The sequence below is a fragment of the Mycobacterium gallinarum genome (assembly GCF_010726765.1).
Taxonomy (GTDB): domain Bacteria; phylum Actinomycetota; class Actinomycetes; order Mycobacteriales; family Mycobacteriaceae; genus Mycobacterium; species Mycobacterium gallinarum.
Genome location: NZ_AP022601.1, coordinates 1,548,294 through 1,564,656, shown reverse-complemented (window position 1 = coordinate 1,564,656; position 16,363 = coordinate 1,548,294). Strand labels below are relative to the sequence as shown.

15 protein-coding genes are annotated in these 16,363 nt (G+C 64.7%); 7 read left to right on the top strand and 8 right to left on the bottom strand.

Features of this window, described 5'->3' with window-relative positions; all coding sequences use genetic code 11:
- The first annotated feature begins 35 nt into the window (after positions 1-35).
- A complete protein-coding gene (locus G6N42_RS07795) occupies positions 36-830 on the top strand; it encodes an ArsR/SmtB family transcription factor (RefSeq protein ID WP_163728162.1) in 795 nt (264 codons plus the stop codon).
- A complete protein-coding gene (locus G6N42_RS07790) occupies positions 827-1,549 on the top strand; it encodes a DUF899 domain-containing protein (protein ID WP_163728160.1) in 723 nt (240 codons plus the stop codon). Before G6N42_RS07795 ends, G6N42_RS07790 begins: the two co-directional genes overlap by 4 nt.
- Here the strand turns inward: G6N42_RS07790 and G6N42_RS07785 are convergent.
- Positions 1,546-2,193, bottom strand: a complete 648-nt coding sequence (locus G6N42_RS07785; protein WP_163728156.1) for an MBL fold metallo-hydrolase — start codon at positions 2,191-2,193, stop codon at positions 1,546-1,548. The two genes, G6N42_RS07790 and G6N42_RS07785, sit on opposite strands and share 4 nt — an antisense overlap.
- Before the next feature lie 193 nt (positions 2,194-2,386).
- Here G6N42_RS07785 and G6N42_RS07780 point away from each other — a divergent pair, with 193 nt between their 5' ends.
- On the top strand, positions 2,387-3,613 hold the full coding sequence (locus tag G6N42_RS07780) for a nucleotide disphospho-sugar-binding domain-containing protein (RefSeq protein WP_163728153.1): 1,227 nt from the start codon (positions 2,387-2,389) through the stop codon (positions 3,611-3,613).
- A gap of 6 nt (positions 3,614-3,619) precedes the next feature.
- Here G6N42_RS07780 and G6N42_RS07775 read toward each other — a convergent pair whose 3' ends face one another.
- The 4 genes from G6N42_RS07775 to G6N42_RS07760 form a co-directional block, all read right to left on the bottom strand.
- A complete protein-coding gene (locus G6N42_RS07775) occupies positions 3,620-4,297 on the bottom strand; it encodes an alpha/beta hydrolase (RefSeq protein ID WP_163728150.1) in 678 nt (225 codons plus the stop codon).
- A 28-nt stretch (positions 4,298-4,325) separates the two neighbouring features.
- A complete protein-coding gene (locus G6N42_RS07770) occupies positions 4,326-5,057 on the bottom strand; it encodes a glutamine amidotransferase (protein ID WP_232076103.1) in 732 nt (243 codons plus the stop codon).
- Positions 5,058-5,124: 67 nt separating this feature from the next.
- Positions 5,125-7,350, bottom strand: coding sequence for a catalase/peroxidase HPI (gene katG, locus G6N42_RS07765; protein ID WP_163728144.1), 2,226 nt, complete (start codon positions 7,348-7,350; stop codon positions 5,125-5,127).
- A 33-nt stretch (positions 7,351-7,383) separates the two neighbouring features.
- Positions 7,384-7,839, bottom strand: coding sequence for a Fur family transcriptional regulator (locus G6N42_RS07760; protein WP_410506729.1), 456 nt, complete (start codon positions 7,837-7,839; stop codon positions 7,384-7,386).
- 279 nt (positions 7,840-8,118) lie between these two features.
- Between G6N42_RS07760 and G6N42_RS07755 the strand changes: the two genes are divergently transcribed.
- The 3 genes from G6N42_RS07755 to G6N42_RS07745 are packed head-to-tail and all read left to right on the top strand — an operon-like array spanning position 8,119 to position 11,444.
- Positions 8,119-9,342: an acyltransferase family protein gene (locus G6N42_RS07755; protein WP_163728141.1), complete on the top strand. Its 1,224-nt coding sequence runs from the start codon at positions 8,119-8,121 to the stop codon at positions 9,340-9,342.
- 51 nt (positions 9,343-9,393) lie between these two features.
- Positions 9,394-10,095 (top strand): Rv0518 family GDSL lipase, encoded by a 702-nt coding sequence (locus G6N42_RS07750; protein WP_163728138.1) that lies wholly within the window; start codon positions 9,394-9,396, stop codon positions 10,093-10,095.
- A complete protein-coding gene (locus G6N42_RS07745) occupies positions 10,092-11,444 on the top strand; it encodes a sensor histidine kinase (RefSeq protein WP_163728135.1) in 1,353 nt (450 codons plus the stop codon). Before G6N42_RS07750 ends, G6N42_RS07745 begins: the two co-directional genes overlap by 4 nt.
- Here the strand turns inward: G6N42_RS07745 and G6N42_RS07740 are convergent.
- From G6N42_RS07740 to G6N42_RS07730, 3 genes are read right to left on the bottom strand one after another with little or no spacing between them, the layout of a single operon-like run.
- Positions 11,441-12,400: a haloalkane dehalogenase gene (locus G6N42_RS07740; RefSeq protein ID WP_163728134.1), complete on the bottom strand. Its 960-nt coding sequence runs from the start codon at positions 12,398-12,400 to the stop codon at positions 11,441-11,443. The two genes, G6N42_RS07745 and G6N42_RS07740, sit on opposite strands and share 4 nt — an antisense overlap.
- A 20-nt stretch (positions 12,401-12,420) precedes the next feature.
- A complete protein-coding gene (gene aceA, locus G6N42_RS07735; RefSeq protein ID WP_163728131.1) occupies positions 12,421-14,709 on the bottom strand; it encodes an isocitrate lyase ICL2 in 2,289 nt (762 codons plus the stop codon).
- Between the two features lie 44 nt (positions 14,710-14,753).
- A complete protein-coding gene (locus G6N42_RS07730; RefSeq protein WP_163728129.1) occupies positions 14,754-15,605 on the bottom strand; it encodes a helix-turn-helix transcriptional regulator in 852 nt (283 codons plus the stop codon).
- 74 nt (positions 15,606-15,679) lie between these two features.
- On the opposite strand from G6N42_RS07730, the gene G6N42_RS07725 reads away from it, so the two are divergent.
- Entirely contained in the window at positions 15,680-16,363 is a 684-nt protein-coding gene (locus G6N42_RS07725; protein WP_163728124.1) for a class I SAM-dependent methyltransferase, read from the top strand.

Below are 16,363 nucleotides of genomic sequence, written 5' to 3'. Positions count from 1 at the left end.
GGTGAACATGCAGCCAGACAGCTGCATAAACAGATATGACACAGACGGACGAGGTATTCAAGGCGCTGGCCGACCCCAGTCGGCGCCTGCTGCTCGACAGCCTCAATTCACGCAACGGGCAGAGCTTGCGCGACCTTTGCGCGGAAATGTCCATGGCACGGCAGTCGGTCAGTAAGCACTTGGCGGTGCTCGAAGCAGCCAACCTGATCACCACGGTGTGGCAGGGCAGGGAAAAGCTGCACTACCTCAACGCCGAACCGATCAACGCGATCGCCGACCGCTGGATCACCCAGTACGACCGTGCGCGGGTGCAGACACTCGCCGATCTGAAAATCGCATTGGAGACCGAACCGATGAGCAATAGCGCCGCATTCGTCTACACCACCTACATCCGAACCACTCCTGAACGACTGTGGCAGGCGATCACCGATCCGGCGTTCTCGCATCGCTACATGGGGCACGCGATCGCGTCGGACTGGGAGAAGGGCTCGACGTATGTGTGGGAGGACCGAAAGCTCAAGATCGAGCATCCGGAGCAGGTGATCCTCGAATCGGATCCGTACCGCCGGCTCGCGTTCACCTTTCACACGTTCGTGCCGGAGCTCACGGAGCTGGGGCTCGGCGAAGAGGTCATCGCCAAAGCCGCAGCGGAGAGCAGGTCAAAGGTGTCGTTCGACATCGAACCGGTCGACGACGGTCAGGTGAAGCTGACCGTTGTGCACGACGACTTTCCGCCTGAAAGCACTGTGCGCGAACTCATTTCCGGTGGGTGGCCGTGGAAGCTGTCGAATCTCAAGACGGCGCTGGAGGAGGGGAGTGACGAGAAGTGAAGATGCCACCGATCGTGTCGGCAGGGGAGTGGGGCGCCGCCCTGCAGGAGATGCTCACCAAAGAAAAAGAGGTTCAACGCGCCCGCGATGCGTTGGCCGCCCAGCGGCGTCGCATGCCCTGGACACCTGTTGACAAGGAGTACGTCTTCGACGGGCCCGACGGCAAGCTGAGCCTTCTCGAGCTGTTCGACGGCAGACGCCAGCTGATCGTCTATCGCGCGTTCATCGAACCCGGCACAGGCGGCGACGATGTCCCCGGGCACCCCGGCTGGCCCGAACACGGCTGTGTGGGTTGCTCATTGATGGCAGACCATGTGCCGAATCTCGCTCATCTCAACGCCCGCGACACAACGTTCGTGTACGTATCGCGGGCCACGCAACCCGACCTCGACCGGATGAAAGCGAAGATGGGGTGGCGGCACCCGTGGTACTCGCTCACCGATGACTTCGACAAGGACTTCGGTGTCGACCTCTGGCATGGCACCAACGCCTTCATCCGCGACGAGAACGACCGTGTCTTCCGCACCTACATGATCTCCGGCCGCGGAGACGAAGTGTTCGTCGGCACCTGGAACCTGCTCGACATGACCGCGCTTGGGCGGCAGGAGAATTGGGAAGACTCGCCCGAGGGTTATCCGCAGGGCCCGCCCTACGAGTGGTGGCGCTGGAACGACACCTACGCCGAGCCGGGCCACGGCCCCGGCGGATGCTGCTCCTAGGACTTCACGCTCGCCAGCGCCTGGTCGATGATCTCCGACCACCGCGCGGCGTTGACGGCCTCGATCGCCGTCTCGCCCGCGAAAGCGCTCGAGATGACGAGGTCGGGTGCCACGGTGCCGAGTAGCTTCACACTGTCCCGCATGGCTGCCGCGTCACCCCGGCCGGGCACCACGAACGTCGACCAGGTGCCGTCACCGGCGGGAAAGATCGTGTCGCCGGTGAACAGATATCGGTCGCCGCCCACGCCCGTCACCAGGTAGCAGGTGCTTCCGGGTGAATGACCTGGTGTGGGAAGCACTTCCACACCGTTGAGGTCGACGTGTCGCACAGCTTCCAGCGGTACGTCGACGCGACCGTGTTGCGCAATCTCTCTCAGTTCGGCTGCGGGAGCGTGCAGCTGGCGACCGAAACGTTCGGCGATGCGGGCCAGGTTCGGGCCCGCCTCGTCGAGGTGCGACAGATATTGGCCGTGGACGCCGCCTAGTTCGTCGATAGCATCGAAATCCGCGTCGCTGGCCGGACTGTAGAAGAGCACATTGCCAGCCGGCCGTTGCCACAGGTACGCGTGGGTGGTCAAACCGGGAAACGGTGAATCCATGCGGGTCTGATAGAGATCGTCGTTGATCTTCGTCAAAGTAGCCATGACTCCACCCTGCTTCCTCAACCATTGTTGAGGTCAAGCAAGTGCCGGACGGGAGGTTAGACTTCACCCCTGGCGGCAACAGAGTACGTAGCCGACGGCTCTCCGTGGCTGCAACGAGACTCTCGCTACGAAGGGTGCCATCTTGGGGCGAATCGTCGTCGCCGCTAGTTCGCTGTCTGGCCATGTTCTTCCGATGATGCGCATTGGCGCCCACCTGCGCGAAAGCGGTCACGACGTCACCGTCGTGTCGTCTCCTGAATTTCGGGACGACGTCGAGCGTGCTGGCCTGCGCCTGGTGCCCCTCGATGCGGCCGCGCGCGTCCGCCCGCCGGCACCACCAACGCGCCTCCCGATGCCGAACCTCTTGCGCCGCTATCTGCATGGGCTCGCGGAACTCGAATCGACGTTCGTCGCACCTCTGGCCGCCCAGTACGACGCGCTTGAGCGGGTGCTGGCAGAGGATCCCGTCGATGTCGTGCTGGCTGATCTGACCTTCACCGGCGTGCTGGCGCTCTTGCTCGGAGATGGGCCCAGGCCAGCGGTTTTCACGGTCGGTGTCGGTCCAATCACCTTGTCGAGCGTGGATACTCCGCCGTTCGGCATGGCCTGGGCTCCCCGGCCGGGCATGGACTACGACGGCGTCCACCGCCTGGTCCAGGGCGTGATGTTGCGCGGCGTGCAGAAGTCCTTGAACCGCGCACTCGGCGCGCTTGGAGCACGACCGTCCCCAGTTGGCCTCGTGGACTGGCCGCGGCTGGCCGATGGACTGGTCCAGCTCACGGTGCCGGCGTTCGAGTACCCGCGTCAGGATCTACCGGAAACTGTCGACTTCGTCGGCCCAGTACTACTCGACGGGGTGGCGAAATTCGACCCGCCCGACTGGTGGCCCGAGATCCACTCTGCCCGCAGAGTTGTGCATGTCACGCAGGGAACGTTCGACAATCATGACCAGGACCGACTGATCGGCGCGACAATCGCCGCACTGGAGGGTACGGACACCGTCGTTGTGGCGACCACCGGACGGCCATTCGAGGACACCGGACTCCCGCCTAACGTCTTCGTCGCCGAGTGGCTTCCGTACGGAGCCCTCCTCCCGCACGTCGACGTCATGGTCACCAACGGCGGTTACGGCGGTGTACAGCACGCTCTGCGGTACGGCATTCCGTTGATCGTCGCCGGCGAGACATCCGATAAGGCCGAGGTGGCCGCCCGCGTCGCGTACACCGGAGTCGGTATGAACCTGGGCTCCGCGGCGCCCTCTCCCGCGCGGATCCGAGCAGCAGTCGACGACGTTCTCGCCAACTCCGACTATCGCTGTGCAGCTCAACGCATCGGCGCCGACATCGTCGAATCGCAGCCGCTGGAAAGCATCGGACGATTGGTCAACAGTGTGATCCGGACACGTGGCGTCCACAACTGAGCGGATTCAAAGGTCCACCGCCCTAACGATGTTGGCGATTCGCTCCGCCACATTCTGCACAACGAGGAGTGCTTCCGCATCGCTCGCGGGCAGATAGCGGTCGTCGGCCTTGTCGTAGACCGCCCCCGCGATCGCAGCGTGGTCGGTGGGCAGTTCGGTGAGCTCGACGCGCCACCCATTCCGCCGCAGTGTCGCGGCGAAATCGCGGCTGACGCCGACCGGTATGACGTCATCGTCGACGCCGTGTAACAGCGTGAACGGTGAACCCGCGCCGAACTCAGTCAGGTCGGTGGGCAGTGTCTGTCCGGAGACCGAATCTGCGACCATGAACGCTCCCGCGAGGCAAATCGTTTGTGCCAAGGAGAGATCGAACTTCGTCGCGTGGATCGTCGCTCCCGCTGCCGCTGCTCCACCGAGCGACCAGCCGACCAGGACGATCGGTGACGTCCACTGCGCGCGGACGAACTTCAGCGAACCCAGCAGGTCGGCACGACCGCGGTCTGAGGCTCGGGAATTCCAGTCCGGCACCACGACGCCGGCACCCTGGTCGGCAACCCGTTCGGCAAGCGGGCCCATCGTTGTCCGCGCATCGACCTGCGCACCGTGCCACATCAGGACAGTGCGTTGTGCGGGATCACCGTATACATCTGCAAACCGACCTGGTGCGTATTCGACCGTCTCCATGCACCGAGAGTTCCCGACCTCTACGAACTTATGCGTAGCGCTCGACGAACCGCCGCAGAATCGTATGCGGATAGCGGACATTCCATTGCCGCGCTTCCGTTTTGAGCTGCTCAGCCGACTCGGGGGCGAAGTAGCCGTGATTCTTGTAGGCCTCGACGCGGGTTTCGATGCCTGCGAGGTCGAGTTCGGGGTGGAATTGCGTGGCATAGACGTTCTCGCCGACCCGGAACGCCTGGACCGGGCATTGCGGTGAGGTGGCAAGACGCACCGCGTCGTCCGGCAACGTCGCCGCGGCTTCCTTGTGCCCGCCGTACGCGTCGAATTCGTCAGGCAACTCGGCGAACAGCGGGTCGGCTCGACCGGCGTCGGTGACCGTGATCGACATGCCGCCCACCGGTTCCGGGTACGTGCGGTCGATGCCCGCGCCGATGACGGCACCCAGCGTGCCCACGCCGTAGCAGCAGCCGAGAAACGGGAAATCCTCATCCACGATGCGCCCAAGCAATGCGGACAACTCGGACTCGACGCGTCGCTGTGTCGTGGTCTTCGAATCCTGCGGGTCGCTGACGTTGTAGGGGCCGCCGCCGAGGATGATGCCTGACCAGTCGGCGAGATCAATCAGCCCCAGTGGCTCGTGCGTCAGGCTGATGCGGTGCATGCCCGTCTCGTCACGATCGGCAAAGCGCATGAACGCCCGGTACTCGTCGGCGGCGGCTTCGTCCTCGCCGCGGATCGACAGGAGCAGGAACGGTGCGTTCACGGTAGAGAATTTACCGAGCACAACGCCCCGCGAGTCGTGATGACTCGCGGGGCGTTGTGTGTTGCGGTCAGACGAGGTCGAACCGGTCGTTGTTCATGATTTTCACCCAAGCGGCGACGAAGTCCTCGACGAACTTCTGCTTGTTGTCGTCCTGGGCGTAGTGCTCGGCCAGCGCCCGCAGCTGCGAGTTAGAGCCGAACACCAGGTCATTGGCCGTCGCGGTCCACTTCGGCTGACCCGATGCGCGGTCCACACCCTCGTAGACGTTCTCCGCCGTACCCGACTTCCACTGCGTGCTCATGTCGAGCAGGTTGACGAAGAAGTCGTTGGTGAGCACGCCCGGCCTGTCGGTGAACACGCCGTGCTTGCTGCCGCCGTGGTTGACGTTGAGCGCCCGCAAACCGCCGACCAGCGCCGTCAGTTCTGGTGCTGTCACGCCAAGGAGGATGGCCTTCTCCATCAGCAGCTGTTCCAGCGGATTCTTCTCGCCCGGACGCACGAAGTTGCGGAACCCGTCCCACCGCGGCTCGAGCACCGCGAACGACTCCACATCCGTGTCCTCCTGCGTCGCGTCCGTGCGACCCGGCGCGAAGTGGACATCGATCTCGAAGCCGGCGTCCTTGGCCGCCTTCTCGACCGCCGCCGAGCCGCCCAGCACAATCAGGTCGGCCAGCGATACGTTCTTGCCACCGGCGCCGTTGAACTCCTGCTGGATCTTCTCCAGCACCGGCAGCACCTTGGCCAACTCGGACGGCTCGTTGGCCTCCCAGTTCTTCTGCGGCTCAAGGCGAATCCGCGCACCGTTGGCACCACCGCGCTTGTCGGTGCTGCGGAAGCTGGCCGCAGACGACCACGCCGTCTTGACCAACTGCTGCACGGTCAGTCCCGAGTCGAGCAGCTTGGCCTTGAGCGACTTGATGTCCGACTCGTCGATCAGCTCGCCTTCGACGGCAGGAACCGGGTCCTGCCACAGCTGCGGCTCGGCGACCCAAGGGCCGATGTAACGGCTGATCGGACCCATGTCGCGATGCAGCAGCTTGTACCAGGCCTTGGCGAACGCCTCGTTGAGCTCCTCGGGGTGGTCGAGCCAGCGACGGGTGATCGCGCCGAACTCCGGGTCCTCCCGCATGGAGACGTCGGTGACCAACATCGTCGGTTTGCGGTTCGGCCCACCGAATGGATCGGGGATGATCGCCTCGGCGTCCTTGGCCTCGAATTGCCATGCGCCCGCAGGACTCTTGGTCAGCTCCCACTCGTGGCCGTACAGGATCTCCAGGTAGCGGTTGCTCCACTGGGTGGGCTTGTCCGTCCACACCACCTCGAGTCCGCTGGTGACCGTGTCGCCGGCCTTGCCCGAGCCGAACGGGCATTTCCAGCCCAGGCCCTGCTGCTCGATCGGAGCGCCCTCGGGTTCGGGGCCCATACCTTCGTCCGGGCCTGCGCCGTGGGTCTTGCCCAGCGTGTGGCCACCGACGATCAGCGCTGCCGTCTCCTCGACGTTCATGGCCATCCGGCCGAAGGTTTCCTTGATGTCGACCGCAGCGGCGATCGGATCCGGCTTGCCTTCGGGGCCTTCGGGATTGACGTAGATGAGGCCCATCGTGGTGGCGCCGAACGGTTCGGCCAGTTCGCGCTCACCGGAGTAGCGCTTGTCGGTGCCCAGCCACTCGTCCTCTTCACCGAAGAGAATCTCGACGGGCTCCCACACGTCGGGCCGGCCGAAACCGAAGCCGAAGGTCTCGAAGCCGGCCGACTCCAGTGCCACGTTGCCGGCGAAAACCAGCAGGTCGGCCCAGGAGATCTTGTTGCCATACTTCTGCTTGACCGGCCACAGCAGACGACGCGCCTTGTCGAGGTTGGCATTGTCCGGCCAGCTGTTCAGCGGCGCGAACCGCTGCATGCCCTCGCCGCCGCCGCCGCGTCCGTCGTAGATCCGGTAGGTGCCGGCGGCGTGCCAGCTCATCCGGATGAACAGACCGGCGTAGCTGCCGTAGTCGGCGGGCCACCAGTCCTGCGAGGTGGTGATCACCGACATGACGTCGGCCTTGAGGGCCTCGGGATCGAGCTTGGCGAACTCCTCGGCGTAGTTGAAATCCTCGTCGTATGGGTTGGAGAAGGAGCCGCGCGCGTGCAGCTTCGACACGTCGACCTGTTCGGGCCACCAGTCCTGGTTGGTTCGGGGCGCGTGCGCTTTCGGCTTCGGCGTATCGATTACCGGGTTTTCACTCTCGCTTCCGCTGCTCGCCGTGGGCTTCTCAGGTGACGGCGGCTTGGCGTCAGGTGAATCAGACACAACATTCCTTCCGATGGGTGAAATGGGCTGTGATCACGTATGTGATCGCGACGTTTGCGTTGCGGAACAATCTGGGCAGAGGCCCCAGTAGATGACCTCGGCCTCGTCCAGGACGAAGCCGTCAAGGGATCCGTCCGGATCGGACGGTGTCAGACAGGGGGTGTCGCCGACGGCGCAGTCGACGTCGGCGATGACCCCGCACGAGCGACACACGACGTGGTGGTGGTTGTCGCCGACGCGTGACTCGTAGCGCGAGACCGAGCCCGATGGCTGGATACGACGAATCAAATTCGCGGCGGTCAGCGCAGCGAGCACGTCGTACACCGCTTGACGGGATACGTCGGGAAGGCCGAGCCGCACGGCGGAGAAGATCGTCTCGGTATCGGCGTGCGGGTGCGCACAGACCGCCTCGAGGACGGCGAGGCGGGGACGGGTGACGCGGAGGTCTGCGAGGCGCAGTTGCTCCGAGAAATCCGTCGTGGGAGGCACGAAGACCATCATGCCCCTTTTCTGGAATCAGTCAAGACTTGATCATCGGCGTGTTCGGACGACTTTAATCGTCCAATCGATCGAGTGCTTTTTCGGACGCGTCAGAGCGCCTGGTCGACAACAATTTTGGTGATTGCACAGCCGATTCACAGCGTGTCTGAGTGTGTCGGGGCGGTGTCACCACTGGTAGCCTGCCAAACTGCCGGAAGCATGGTCGCGGGGAGGCGTACCGCCCGGCAGACGATCGCAACTGTTCGAGTCCCTCACGAAGAGAGTGTTGTGCGTACCGGCGAGATCAAGGCCCTGTCCGGATTGCGCATCGTCGCAGCCGTGTGGGTCGTGCTCTTTCACTTCCGCCCGCTGCTCGAGCAGGCCGCCCCGGGATTCAGATCGGCGCTCGCGCCGGTGCTCGACTGCGGCGCCCAGGGCGTCGACCTGTTCTTCATCCTCAGCGGGTTCGTGCTGACGTGGAACTATCTCGATCGGATGGGCGACTCCTTCTCGTGGCGGTCCACGCTGCACTTCCTGTGGTTGCGGCTCTCGCGCGTGTGGCCCGTCTACCTGGTGACGATGCATCTGGCGGCGCTGTGGATCATCTTCACGCTCAACGTCGGCCATGTTCCGTCAGAGGCCGCCGGATCGCTCACGGCGATGAACTACGTCCGGCAGTTCCTCCTCGTGCAGCTGTGGTTCGCGCCCTATTTCGACGGCACGAGCTGGGACGGGCCCGCCTGGTCGATCAGCGCCGAATGGCTGGCGTACCTCCTGTTCGGCGCGCTGGTCGTGGTGATCTTCCGCATCGCCCGCGCGACGCGGGCGAGGGGCCTGTTCTTCCTCGCCGTCGCCGCGTCGCTGCCTCCGGTGGTACTGCTGATGGCTACCGGCCTGTTCTACACACCATGGAGCTGGTTGCCGCGGATCATCATGCAGTTCACCGCGGGGGCGCTGGTGTGCGCGGCCGTGCGCAAACTCAAACCCAGCGATCGGGCCCGCACGGGCGCCGGTATCGCGTCACTTCTGCTCGCGGCGGCCATCGTCGGCATCCTGTACTGGCTGGACGCCAACCCCGTCCCGACGATCCATGACTCGGCCGGCTTGGTCGACGTGCTGTTCGTCCCACTGGTGTCGACGCTGGCGATCGGTGCGGGCACGTTACCGGCCATGCTGTCCCTTCGTCCGATGGTCTACCTCGGACACATCTCGTTCAGCCTCTACATGGTTCACGAGTTGGTGCACACGACATGGAATTGGATGGTGTTGCAGTTCGAACTGCAGCTCGGCTCCGACCTCGCGGGCAAGGCGGTGCTGCTGGCACTGTTCGCGGTGGCGATCGCGGGCGCGGTGCTGCTGTACCACCTCGTCGAGGAGCCCGCGCGCAAGTGGATGCGCAGCATGATGAAGCCACCCCGCGACCCTCGCCAGGACTCTGGCCACGGCAGGCTGCAGACCATCGATGGTCAGCGTGAGGACCGTCGATCTGTGGTTTCTGCCCGTGCGGGATGAGTTCGCGCGTCTTCAACGTCGATTTGGTCAAATGAGTCCTAGGCTGGTCCGGTGAGGCGGTTCGTCACGGTCATGACTGCGCTCGCGTTGCTCATCAGCATGGGTGGCGAGGGCCCAATAAGGATGGGCCACAACGGCTCCGATAATGTTGTGACGTTGAACTCGTCCGTGAATCGCATCGCGGTCGTCGGCGATTCCTATACGACGGGTACCGACCTCGGCGGCCTCGGCCCGACCGGGTGGACCGCCCGTGCCTGGGACGAGCTTGCGTCGTATCGGATGCCGATCTCGGCGGACATCGGCGCCGAGGGGGGTGCGGGGTACGGGACGCGAGGTAACCGGGGCAGTCTGTTCGAGGATCTGACGGCGCGGACGGTCAAGCCCGATGACGAGCTCATCGTGTTCTTGGGCTCCCGTAACGATCTGGACGTTGATCCCGCGCAGCTGTCGATCCTGGCGTACGGCACCTTTCAGTTGGCTCGCCGCATCGCACCATCGGCGACGTTCTTGGTTATCGGGCCGCCGTGGCCGACCGTCGATCCGCCCGCCAACCTCGTGCGGATTCGCGATGCACTTTCCTATCAGGCCGGGGTCGCCGGCGCGACGTTCGTCGACCCCATCGCTGAACGCTGGTTCGTTGGCAAACCCGGATTGATCGGATCCGACGGCGTGCATCCGACCAACGCCGGGCACCAATACATGGCGGATAAGATCGCGCCGCTCATCGCGGCACAATTGCCTGTCCGCTTATGAAACTCGGCGAACGCGTCTTCGAATTGTTGACGCGTGTGCTGTCACTGCGGGTGATCGTCATCGTCGCCGCGCTTTCGGTCGTCGCCTTGGTGATCACGCTCGGCGCGTGGGTCTGGTTCGGCGTGACGAACGACCAGTACAGCCAGCTGGATCGCCGACTGGATTCGGTGAGCAGTCTGGGCGATATCAGCACGCTGCTGCAAACCGCACAACAGGAGGGAGCCGATCAGCCCGAGGCGCCGGACGGCAACGTCGTGCGCACCGCGCGCGTCGAAGGCGTCACCGTGTCGATGCCTCGTGAAGTGGTGCTGCCGGATTTCGACGTCGGCTACGCCAACACGACCATCGGCGGCGTCGAGTACCGCGTCCGCACCTTCACCGCCGGCGACGCGAAGATTGCGGTGGGAGCTCCGATTGCCGAAACGCAGCGCCGCATCAACGAACTGCACCGGCGGGTGCTGCTGATCTGCGGCGGCGTGATCATCGGTACCGTCCTGGTCGGCTCGGTGATGTGGTCGATCATGATCAATCCCTTCCGGCTGCTGGCTCAGCAGGCCCGCGCGATCAACGCACAGTCCAATCCCGATGAAGTCAAAGTGCGCGGTGTGCAGGAGGCGGTGGAGATCGCCGAGGCTGTCGAGGGAATGCTTGCCCGCATCGGCGACGAGCAGCAGCGCACCAGGGCGGCACTCGAATCAGCCCGCGACTTCGCTGCCGTGGCCTCCCACGAATTGCGCACTCCGCTAACGGCTATGCGCACCAACCTCGAGGTGCTGTCCACGCTCGAGATGCGTGACGATCAGCGCCAGGAAGTGATCGCCGACGTCATGCGCACCCAGACCCGTATCGAAGCGACGCTCACTGCGCTGGAGCGCCTCGCGCAGGGCGAGTTGACCACCGTCGACGACTTCGTGCCCGTCGACATCACCGAGCTTCTGGATCGTGCAGCGCATGACGCGATGCGCAACTACCCCGATCTGGCCGTCTCGCTCGGGTCGTCGACCACGGTGCTGATGGTGGGCCTGCCCGCCGGCTTGCGGCTGGTCATCGACAACGCCATCACAAACGCTGTCAAGCACGGCGGCGCAACTGAAATCTGTCTCAGCGCAGTCAGTTCCGGCGAGGGCGTGGAGATCGTCGTCGACGACAACGGCGCCGGGGTGCCGGAAGAGGAGCGAGCCGCAATCTTCGAACGGTTTTCTCGTGGGTCGACGGCCGCGCGGTCCGGTTCGGGGCTCGGACTCGCTCTCGTCGCCCAACAGGCCGATTTGCACGGGGGCACCGCGGCCATGGAGGCCAGCCCCATGGGTGGCGCGCGGCTGGTGCTGCGGTTGCCGGCGCCGAGTTAGTTTGTGAGGCCGATGAATTCGGCGATGACGACGGCCAGTTCCGCACCTTTCTGCTCTGCGATGAAATGCCCGGCGCCGGTGATGATCGTGTGCGCCTGGCGCTGGGCTCCGGGGACCTGCTCCTGAAACACCCTGTCCCACCCGCGAGTTGGCGGATCGCCGTCCGAATACGCGGTCAAAAAGGGCCTTTCCCACTGCCGCAGGGCGGCCATGGTGTCACGCCCGATCGCCGCACCGGGATCGTTGCGTGTCAGGGGGATGAGCGCGGTCATCTGCCGTAGTCCGGCCTTGTAGCTGCGGTCGGGGAAGGGTGCGTCGTACGCCGTGAGCACGTCGGCGTGGAGCGGGCCGGCCACCGCGTCGAGGAACATGCTCGGATTGATGTCCGGCGCGCGTGCATACAACGCGACGTAGTCGAGCAGCGTCTCCTGCAACAACACCCGGTCCTCGTCGACACCGTGATGCGCCCAGGCGAGCCTGCCCGCCAGCCCCGGGTCGCACGTGTGCAAGATGGTGTTCGTTGCGATGACCCTCGCGAACCGGTCGGGTTCGCGGGCCAGCACGCTCAGCCCGATCGGCCCACCCCAGTCCTGCACCACCAGCGTCGCCTCGCGCAGGCCGAGCCCGTTGACGAGAGCCCGGGTCCAGTCGACGTGCCGGCGAAACGTGTAGGCCGTCGCGTCGGTGAGTTTGTCGGACCGACCGTAGCCGATGTTGTCTGGCGCGATGACCCGCATTCCCGAGTCCACAAGGGCTTGAATGACATTGCGGTACATGAACGACCACGTCGGCTGCCCGTGCAGGAGGACGACAACGGGCCCGTCGGCGGGCCCGGCATCGACGTAGTGCATCCGCACCGGGGGTGCGCCGCGGGTCTCGACGACGGCGTAGCTGGGCGGAAACGGATAATCGGGCAGGTTGTCGAATCGCTCGTCTGGGGTTCTGAGAACGTCCATGGGGTTGACGTGCGGTCCGCTCAGTCCTCCTTGGCGATCAGCCGCTTGAGCGCCTCCCGATCGGGCGCGAGGAGTTCATCGATGCGCGGCTGGTTCACATCGGCGACGATGATCTCGCCGACCTCCTGGTACACGTTGCTGAAGATGCCGTGAGACTTCATCTTCTCGGTCTGATAGATGTTGTCTTCGGTCGGCGTCACGTAATAGACGATCTCCGGCTTGAAGCGGTGGATCAGCCAGAGATGGATGACGTCCATCAATCGCTTCTTGCGCATCTTCTCGGAGAAGGTGTTCTGATCGCGCACCGTCAGGATGTTGCGGCCGTGCCGGTCCTTGATGGGATCGACCACGACGTTGGCGAGCGGATCTTCGCCGTCGCCGAGGATCTGCAAGTCGAGGACATCGGAGCCGGCGCGACGCGGCCGTAGCTGCACCCGAAGTTTCTCGCCGAGCTGATAGTGATCGCTCCACAGCGCCAGCCACTCTTCGAGCAGCTTCTTCGGCACCTCGGTCTGCACGAGGTGCTGGTGCTGGGTGGAGCCTTCGCCCATGGCCTTGGTGGTCGCCGTGCGTCCCGACGACGCGGCCAGCGCGGCGTCACTGCGCGGCCCGCCGACCAGGGTTTGCGGTGTGCGGTAGGGCGATTCGACCAGGCGCATCTTTCGCTGCAAGCGAGCCAGTGCGAGCATGCCCTCCTGCCGCAGCGACGTGGCGAACTCCTCGCAGGCGACACCGTCGACCTGGTGGCCGCCGTAGGTGATGAAGTTGAAGACGAACCCCATCTTGCCGAGTTCCTCAGGGAAAGCGCGCATCTCGTCGTCGCTCATGCCGGTGGTGTCCCAGTTGAACGAGGGAGACAGGTTGTACGCCAGCATCTTCTCGGGGAACTCGGCGTGAATCGCGTCGGCGAACTGCTTGGCGTCGGCGAGGTCGGCGGTCTTCGTCTCCATCCACAGAATGTCGGCGAACGGTGCGGCGGCCAGCGATTTGGCGATCGCGTAGGGGATGCCACCACGGATCTGGTAGTAACCTTCCGGCGTCTTCGCCCGCTCGCAGTCCCATGCGACGTCGGCGCCCAGCTCCTTGGCCTTCTGCCGCGCCGAGTACAGCGATGCCTTGGCGGCGAACGTGCGCCAGTCCGCGGCGCTCGTCTCGGCCGGCTCGCCCTCTCGCTCACGGAAGTCGAGTAGATCGCCGACCGCCTCGCCATAGGTCTGCAGGCCGGCGTCGATCTGCCAGGCGTCGACGAACTTCGATTCGATCCGGTCGAATATCGCATCGACCGAATCGTCGGCGCTGTCCTGCCATTCCTTGGCGGCGTCGGCGATCATGGCCTGGATGCCATGGCGCTGCAGCCATGCGTCGGCGGCCGCGTACTCACCGTCGGGCAGGGCGTAGAGCAGATGCCCCCTGAGATCCGTGACCCCCGCGTCGTGGAACTGCCGCATCATGGCCAGGAAGCAGGCCTTGTACGACGGGATCTTGAGGTTGGTGACGCCGAGCAGGAACGGCTGATCACGTTCGTCGGCGCGGCTGTCGAGAAGGTTGGCGGCTTCAGCGTCCGTGCGGGCCACGATGATGCCGGGCACCCGCATGATGTCGAGCTGGAAGCGAGCGGTGTTGAGGCGCTTGATCTGTTCGTCGGAGGGGACGAGAACCTTACCGCCCTGGTGGCCGCACTTCTTCGTGCCGGGACGCTGGTCTTCGATGTGGTAACCGGGCACCCCTGACTCGACGAAACGGCGAATGAGGTTGCGTACGTGGGGATCTCCGCCGTGCCCGGTGTCGGCGTCGGCGATGATGAACGGTCGGTAGTCGTACGCCGGGGTGGCTTCGCGTTGTTCGGGGGTCATGCGCAGCCGCAGGTATTGCTGATTGCGGTCCGCGGTCAGCAGCGCGCGCACCAGTCCGGCGGCCTCGTCGGGTACCTGGCTCAGCGGGTAGCTGGCCAGGTCGGGTCCCGGGTCTTCGCTGATCGACCCCTTGGCCGATGTCGCCCAGCCACCGAGGTAGATGCCCTCGATACCCATCCGCTTCATGACCACGGCCTGGCCCGGCGAATAGGGGCCGAAGGTGGTGATGCTCTTCTTTTGGGCGAACAGTTCGCGCAGGCGCGGGTGGAATGCCTTGGCCGCTTCACGGGCGACGGTGTAATCCGTCGGGATCGTGCCGCGCTGCTCGACTACCTGGCGGGCTGAGTAGAGACGAATGATCCCGTCGAATCGCGGGCTGTCGAAGTACTGCTGGGTGTCTGCGACATCCCGGTCAAACGGGGTCTGGGGCGCTGCATCCGCTTCGATAATGGCCATACCTCACAGTACGACCGACGCCTGTGTGTCGATGGCGTTATCGCCTACGGTCTGCCACGCCAGGTGCGGGGGGACGAACCGTGAGTGCGACGAAACACCCTGCTGAAGTACCCGGGATCGGCAATGCCGACCCGTCGGGCGACCTCCTGGATGGGTAGGTCGGTGTCGGCGAGCAGGCGCCGGCTTTCGGCCATTCGGCGGTCGATGATCCATTCCTGCACAGTCCGGCCGGTCCTACGGCGGACGATGGTCGTGAGGTGTCCGGGCGTAATGCCGACCTCACGCGCCACATCGCGCAGGGACAGGGATTCGGCGTGGCGGCGTTCGATCACGGCGAAGACGTCGGCGAGCACAGGTTCGCCGAGGTGTCGCAGGTCTCCGACCACATCGTCGGCGATCCGGGCGAGATCGATGAGCAGCAACAGCAGATGCGCGAGGGCGGCCTGCCGGTAGCCCTCCAGACGCGCGTCGAGCTCTGCTTCGATCGCGGTGATCGAGGCGTCCCACGCTGCCCGTCGTGTTGTGGGCAACGTCAGCTTGAGCAACCCGCCCGATTCACCGTGCAGAAACGGAAACAGCAGGGGATGGCCACGCCAGACCGGCCAGGCCGCGTCGCCGTCCGAACCCAGTGCTGCCGGGTCGAAGAACACCCCGATACCGCCGTCGAACCGGTCCAACTGAGTTGGGTCGAGGACCTCACCCGCCGCCGCCACATAGACGAGCCCCTTCGCCTGCACGTACCAGAGCGCGGGAAAGTCGTGAATGTGTCGGCCGTGGTCGAGCATCGCCTCGCGCGACGCGCGCACCACCGACACCGGCGGAGTATCAGGGTCGGTTGGATACCGGTACAGCGGAACGCCGCTGCGGAGTCCGACCAGTCGGGATGCCACCGTCATGTGAACCGAAAATAGTCCTATTTTTGCCGAGGATCACCCGACTTAGTTCGTAGTCAACGATTCAAAATAGGGATATGACCGAAAATCATCCTAATTCTGTGCGGCGGCCACATGGTGCAGACGGCCACGACTACCTGCCCGCGGCTGGCCGTGACGCATTGCTTCCGTTCTACGATCTGCTGACCCGAGCGCTGGGCATGCCCACGGTCTACAACAACCTCATAGACCAGGCCGGCGTCATCGAGGGGATGTCCGTCCTCGAAATCGGTTGCGGTACCGGCAACCTCACGGCTCGAGTACACCGTGCACACCCGCGGGCGACCGTCGTCGGACTCGACCCGGATCCGCGGGCTTTGGCTCGGGCGGAGCGCAAGGTCAGCGTCGGAAACGGAATCGAGTTCGTACGAGGCTATGTTCAGAACCTACCGTTCGGTGACGGCGAATTCGACCGCATTCTGTCCTCGATGATGTGGCACCACCTGGATCAACAAACGAAAACCACGGCGGCGAGCGAGATATTTCGTGTTCTGCGGCCCGGCGGCAGCCTCCATCTCGTCGACATCGGGGGTGACATGACCCCGTCCGACGGGTTTGTGGCCAGGCGGTTCCTACGCAGCGGACATGCGGCGGGGAACCTCGGCGATGCGATTCCGTCGCTACTGCGTGGTGTCGGCTTCGACTGCATGACGGTTGCCTCGCAACGTCATCGGGGTGTCGGCCGGCTCACGTATTACCGTGCGACGCGGCCGGCAGCTTAG